The sequence below is a fragment of the Yoonia sp. genome, from assembly GCF_036007805.1.
Taxonomy (GTDB): domain Bacteria; phylum Pseudomonadota; class Alphaproteobacteria; order Rhodobacterales; family Rhodobacteraceae; genus Yoonia.
In genome coordinates this window covers 1-5,778 of the sequence record NZ_DASYOK010000287.1, presented here as the reverse complement: position 1 = coordinate 5,778, position 5,778 = coordinate 1, and the positions used below count along the sequence as shown (strand labels likewise).

Genomic DNA, 5,778 nt, shown 5'->3' with positions numbered 1-5,778 from the left:
GACTTTTCCCACGGCGTGAATGCCAAACTTCAAAAACAGGATGACCGGATGAACAAGCTGGACCGAAAGACAATGATGACGACCCGCACGGCACTGGCCCATGCGGCATCACAGGATGCGCCGCACCAGAAGGCCTTTGCCGCCTATCTGCGCTCTGGCGATGATGATGGTTTGCGCGGCCTTGAGATCGAAGGCAAGGCGATGGGAACGGCGATTGCCGCTGATGGGGGCTATCTGGTCGATCCGCAAACAGCCGAAACGATCCAGAACACGCTGTCTTCGACTGCGTCGATCCGGTCGATTGCCAGCGTAGTAAACGTCGATGCGACGTCTTATGACGTGCTGGTCGACCACTCGGAAATGGGTGCGGGTTGGGCCACAGAAAGCAGTGCGGTCACGGAAACCGACACACCGCGCATTGAGCGTATTTCCATTCCGCTGCATGAATTGTCCGCCCTTCCCAAGGCATCGCAGCGTTTGCTGGATGACAGCGCGTTCGACATCGAGGGCTGGTTGGCTGGCCGCATCGCGGACAAGTTTGCCCGTGCTGAAGCGAACGCATTTATCGCGGGTGACGGCATCGACAAGCCAACAGGTCTGCTGACTTATGGAACAGTGGACAACGATAGCTGGACATGGGGCAACCTTGGCTATGTGCCCTCCGAGACGGCTGGCGGCATTACCCGTGCTGATCCGATCATTGATCTGGTCTATGCGCTGGGGGCGGAATACCGCGCCAATGCGACCTTTGTGATGAACTCCAAGACCGCAGGCCATATCCGCAAGCTCAAGGACAACGATGGCCGTTTCGTCTGGGTCGATGGTCTGGCGATGGGCGAGCCTGCGCGTCTGTTGGGCTACCGTGTGCTGATCGCCGAGGACATGCCCGATATTGCCGACAACGCGATGGCCGTGGCCTTTGGTGACTTCCGTGCCGGTTATACCGTGGCTGAACGCCCTGATCTGCGCGTGTTGCGCGATCCGTTCTCGGCCAAGCCGCATGTGCTTTTCTATGCCACCAAGCGCGTGGGCGGAGCGGTCAGCGATTTTGCCGCGATCAAACTGCTGAGGTTCGCAGTCAGCTAGGGCTGAGCTGTGAAACGGGTGCCGCTGAGATGCGGTGCCCAACCCCCGGGCGCACATCAAGACAATCCTCGCATTGTCTAGCAGTTCCCTTCCGTCCGAGCAATGCGGGGGGCGGGTGCGTCCGGGGCCCTAAGGGCCGATAGGTGGCCAGAATTTGCGGAGTAATTCCATGATGTTAGTCGAAGAGACCACCGTGCCACTTTCGGCGCTTCCGGTCGCTGAATTCAAAGACCATTTGCGCCTGGGATCGGGGTTTTCCGATGATGGAGTTCAAGACGCAGTGCTGGAAAGCTATCTGCGCGCGGCGCTGGCCGCGATCGAGGCGCGCACCGGCAAGATCCTGATCGCGCGCGAGTTCAGCTGGCGCCTGTCCGCCTGGCGCGATGCGCGCCGTCAGCCGCTCCCTGTTGCGCCTGTCAGCGCGATCAGTGCGGTGACGCTGGTGAATGCGCGCGGAGACGAAACCGACGTTGACGGTGCCCTTTGGTCTCTGGACCCTGACATGCAGCGCCCCGGTTTGCGGCCTGTGGGGACGTTCTTGCCAAACCTTCCGCATGGCGGGTCTGTGCGGATCGGGATGCTGGCGGGCTTTGGCCCCGAATGGCGCGATCTGCCCGCCGATCTTGCGCAGGCTGTGATGCTGCTGGCCGCGCATTTTTACGAATATCGCCATGATGTGGCACGCAATGCCCCGACCATGCCGATGGGCGTGCAGGCGCTGATCGAACGCTACCGGACTGTGCGTCTGTTCATGGGGGGCAGCCAATGAGCGCGCCGCAATTGAATCGTGCGCTGGTCCTTGAGGCGCCCATGAAGATTGCGGATGGCGCAGGCGGTTATGCGCGCCAGTGGGAGCCGTTGGGGGTGCTTTGGGCCGAACTCAAGGCAGGTGCCGGGCGTGAAAAGGCCGAGACGGCGGCAACACTGTCGCGCGTGCCCTACCGGATCACCGTGCGCGCGGCCCCTTATGGTGCGCCCTCGCGGCCTGTGGCGGGCCAGCGCCTGCGCGACGGTGCGCGTATTTTCAATATTCACGCGGTGGCCGAGTGTGTGCAAGGCGGGGCCTATCTGACCTGCCACGCCGAAGAAGAGGTATCGCCATGACCTATAGCGTTTCAGGCGCCCTTCAGACGGCGATATTTCAGCGGTTAAGCGCGGATCCCGCGCTGTCGGTTCTGGTGGGTGCGGATATCTATGATGCGCTGCCTGCGGGCCCGTTGCCGCCGCTTTATGTGGTGTTGGGGGCCGAGGACGTGCGCGATGCGTCCGACAAGACAGGCAACGGGGCGTGGCATGATCTTGTGATCTCGGTCGTGACGCAAAGCGCGGGCTTTGCCAGTGCCAAGGCGGCAGCGGCGGCTGTCTGCGATGCTTTGGTCGATGCGCCGCTCAGTCTGGAACGCGGCAGCCTTGTCGCGCTGAATTTCCACAAAGCCAAAGCCGCCCGTGTCGGCACCGGTGCCGTGCGCCAGATCAACCTGAATTTTCGTGCCCGCGTGGCGGATGACACGTAACCCAACCGAATTTCGAAAGGAGTACGCCTGATGGCTGCACAAAATGGTAAGGACCTGTTGGTCAAGATTGATATGACCGGCGGGGGGATGTTCGAAACGGCCGCAGGGCTGCGGGCAACCCGCATCAGCCTGAATGCCGAAACGGTTGATGTCACCAGCCTTGAAAGCGAAGGCGGCTGGCGTGAGCTGCTGGGCGGTGCCGGTGTGAAAACCGCGGCGATCTCCGGCTCGGGGGTATTCAAGGATGATGCCACGGACGAGCGGGCGCGCCAGATCTTCTTTGATGGTGAGACCCCTGATTTTCAGGTCATCGTGCCGGGTTTCGGCACATTGGAAGGGCCGTTCCAGATCACCGCGATTGAATATGCAGGATCCTATAATGGTGAGGCGACTTATGAGCTGTCGCTGGCCTCTGCCGGTGCGCTGAATTTTGTGGCGCTGATCTGATGGCGAACCCCTGGGCCGGAGAGGTGACGATCATGATCGACGGTGTACCGCACACCTGCAAGCTGACGCTGGGCGCCTTGGCCGAGCTGGAGGCGACGCTGGGAACAGGCACTTTGGTTGACCTGATCCGCCGGTTCGAGGGGGCTGCGTTTTCCGGTGCCGATGTAATGGCCGTGGTTGTTGCAGGGCTGCGCGGGGGCGGATGGACGGGCACGATGGCCGATCTGCTGACCGCTGATATCGCAGGTGGGCCTGTCGGTGCTGCCAAACTGGCCGCCACGCTCTTGGCACGTGCTTTTGCGGTGCCGGAGTAGGCATGGATTGGCCGGGTCTGATGCAGGCGGGGCTGCATCATTTGCGCCTGCAGCCTGCGCAATTCTGGGCGCTCACCCCTGCCGAATTGCAAATCATGCTGGGGGCGGATGCGGCCAAGGCCCCTTTGGGTCGATTGCAGCTTGATGCTTTGTTGCGTGATTTCCCTGACGACGTGAAGGACGAAAGAAATGGATGAGATCGACAGGATTGACGCGCTTGAAGGCGGCGTCGATGGCTTGCAGGACAGTTTGGCTGATGCCGCGGCAATGACAGCGGCCTTTGATGACCAGTTGCGCCAGATGCAAGGCGCGCTGGTACAAACCAGCCGTGATCTGGGCAATCTGGAGCGCGGCTTTTCCACAGGCCTGCGGCAGGCCTTTGACGGGCTGGTGCTGGACGGGCGGAGCCTGTCGGATGTGCTGGGTGGATTGGCCGAGAAAATGTCGAAAACGGTCTATGCGGCGGCGATGAACCCTGTGACCGACCACTTTGGCGGCTTGATGGCGGACGGGCTGAATGCGGTCGTTTCGGGCCTGATGCCTTTTGCCGATGGTGGCACATTTTCCCAAGGCCGCGTGATGCCTTTTGCCAAAGGCGGGGTTGTCGCGCAGGCGACGAGTTTCCCGATGCGCGGTGGCATGGGCCTGATGGGCGAGGCGGGGCCCGAGGCGATCATGCCGCTGGCCCGTGGCCCGGACGGCACCTTGGGGGTGCGTGGCGGCGGGGGCGGCGCGGTCACGGTCAACATGAATATCACAACCCCTGATGTGCAGGGGTTTCAGCGCAGCCGTGGCCAGATCGCAGCGCAGATGAGCCGCGCTTTGGGCCGCAGTGACCGTCACCGTTAGGAGCCGATATGACTTTCCATGATGTGAGATTTCCCGCCTCGTTAAGCTTTGGCGCTTTGGGCGGGCCCGAGCGGCGCACCGAGATCGTGACGCTGGCCAACGGCTATGAGGAACGCAACACGCCCTGGGCGCATGCGCGCAGGCGGTATGATGCGGGTCTGGGGTTGCGGTCTTTGGACGACGTGGAGACGCTGATTGCCTTCTTCGAGGCACGACAGGGGCAGTTGATCGGCTTTCGCTGGAAGGACTGGAGCGATTATTTGTCGTGCCGTCCTTCGGCGGCGGTCACGTCATCGGATCAGCTGATCGGCGTCGGTGATGCAACAACACGCCTCTTTCAACTGCAAAAGGCCTACCGGTCGGGTGATACCGTGTATCGCCGCCCGATTACCAAACCCGTGGCGGGGTCGGTGCGCGTGCAGGTTGGCGGTGATCCGGTGATGCAGGATGTGGATTACGAAGTAGACCATACCACTGGCACGCTGACTTTTACGCATGCCCCTGACCACACAGCCGAGGTGCGCGCAGGCTTTGAATTCGATGTGCCGGTGCGTTTTGACACCGATGTAATCATGACCTCGATGTCCAGCTTTCAGGCGGGCCAAGTGCCCAATGTCCCCGTGATCGAGGTGCGCGTATGACCAGTGATGCACTCACCGCCCATCTGCAATCGGGCACCACGCATACCTGCCATTGCTGGCTGATCGTGCGGCGGGATGGCCGGTTGTTCGGCTTTACCGACCATGACCGGACTTTGCGGTTTGACGGGGTGTATTATGCGCCGCAGAACGGGCTCAGCGCGCGGGCGATTGCGAGCACGACGGGCCTGTCGGTCAATAATACCGAAGCCATTGGGATGCTCAGCGATGACGCCATCGCCGAGGCCGATATTCTGGCGGGCCGGTTTGACGGCGCGGCAGTGCAAGTCTGGCTGGTGTGCTGGGATGATGTGGCGCTGCGCAAAATGCTGTTTCGCGGCACCTTGGGTGAGATCACACGCGGTGCGGGCGGGTTTACGGCGGAATTGCACGGCTTGACCGCGGCATTGAACCAGATGCAGGGGCGGTCCTATCTCAAAACCTGTAGTGCTGTACTGGGGGACGTGCACTGTAAGTTCGCGACAGATCACGCGTCTTACCGGTTTGATTATACGTTGTCGGTGCCCAGTGACGGGCGGGTGTTTGATGTGGCAGCGGGCGCTTCCTTCAACGCGGGCTGGTTCGAGAATGGCACTTTGCGGGTGCTGAGCGGTGCGGGCGCAGGACTACAAGGCGTGATCAAGCGTGACAGCGGAACCGAGACACGCGTGCTCACGCTCTGGTCCCCGTTACAGGCTGTGATCCGCGCGGGGGATCTGATCCGCATCACTGCAGGCTGTGATAAACGCCCTGTGACATGCCGTGAGAAATTCAACAATTTTCTGAACTTTCAGGGGTTCCCCGATATTCCCGGCGATGACTGGCTTGTCAGCGTGCCGCGCGCGGATCGTCCCAACACGGGCGGGAGCCTGAGCCGATGAACGATCGCGTGGTCACGATTGCCCGCACATGGTTGGGCACGCCCTACGG

General features: G+C 61.6%; 10 protein-coding genes. All 10 read left to right on the top strand.

Annotation, left to right across the window (positions count from 1 at the left end):
- Positions 1-1,086: phage major capsid protein (locus VGP75_RS15245; protein WP_414727813.1), on the top strand; the 1,086-nt coding region annotated here is incomplete at its 5' end.
- A gap of 169 nt (positions 1,087-1,255) precedes the next feature.
- Positions 1,256-1,855 (top strand): head-tail connector protein, encoded by a 600-nt coding sequence (locus VGP75_RS15240; RefSeq protein WP_327544473.1) that lies wholly within the window; start codon positions 1,256-1,258, stop codon positions 1,853-1,855.
- Positions 1,852-2,190: a head-tail adaptor protein gene (locus tag VGP75_RS15235; RefSeq protein ID WP_327544472.1), complete on the top strand. Its 339-nt coding sequence runs from the start codon at positions 1,852-1,854 to the stop codon at positions 2,188-2,190. Before VGP75_RS15240 ends, VGP75_RS15235 begins: the two co-directional genes overlap by 4 nt.
- Positions 2,187-2,600 (top strand): DUF3168 domain-containing protein, encoded by a 414-nt coding sequence (gp17, locus tag VGP75_RS15230; protein ID WP_327544471.1) that lies wholly within the window; start codon positions 2,187-2,189, stop codon positions 2,598-2,600. Before VGP75_RS15235 ends, gp17 begins: the two co-directional genes overlap by 4 nt.
- Before the next feature lie 30 nt (positions 2,601-2,630).
- Positions 2,631-3,047 (top strand): phage major tail protein, TP901-1 family, encoded by a 417-nt coding sequence (locus VGP75_RS15225; protein ID WP_055293033.1) that lies wholly within the window; start codon positions 2,631-2,633, stop codon positions 3,045-3,047.
- Positions 3,047-3,361 carry a gene transfer agent family protein gene (locus VGP75_RS15220; RefSeq protein WP_055293032.1) on the top strand — a complete coding sequence of 105 codons (315 nt, stop codon included), beginning with the start codon at positions 3,047-3,049 and terminating at the stop codon, positions 3,359-3,361. Before VGP75_RS15225 ends, VGP75_RS15220 begins: the two co-directional genes overlap by 1 nt.
- Before the next feature lie 2 nt (positions 3,362-3,363).
- Entirely contained in the window at positions 3,364-3,558 is a 195-nt protein-coding gene (locus VGP75_RS15215) for a rcc01693 family protein (protein WP_327544470.1), read from the top strand.
- Positions 3,551-4,210: an RcGTA-type gene transfer agent tail tape measure protein gene (locus VGP75_RS15210; protein ID WP_327544469.1), complete on the top strand. Its 660-nt coding sequence runs from the start codon at positions 3,551-3,553 to the stop codon at positions 4,208-4,210. Before VGP75_RS15215 ends, VGP75_RS15210 begins: the two co-directional genes overlap by 8 nt.
- 8 nt (positions 4,211-4,218) lie before the next feature.
- The gene (locus tag VGP75_RS15205; protein WP_327544468.1) at positions 4,219-4,851 is read left to right on the top strand and encodes a phage distal tail protein, Rcc01695 family; all 633 of its coding nucleotides are present in this window, start codon (positions 4,219-4,221) and stop codon (positions 4,849-4,851) included.
- Entirely contained in the window at positions 4,848-5,729 is an 882-nt protein-coding gene (locus VGP75_RS15200; protein ID WP_327544467.1) for a phage/gene transfer agent baseplate hub protein, read from the top strand. Before VGP75_RS15205 ends, VGP75_RS15200 begins: the two co-directional genes overlap by 4 nt.
- The last annotated feature ends 49 nt before the right edge of the window (positions 5,730-5,778 follow it).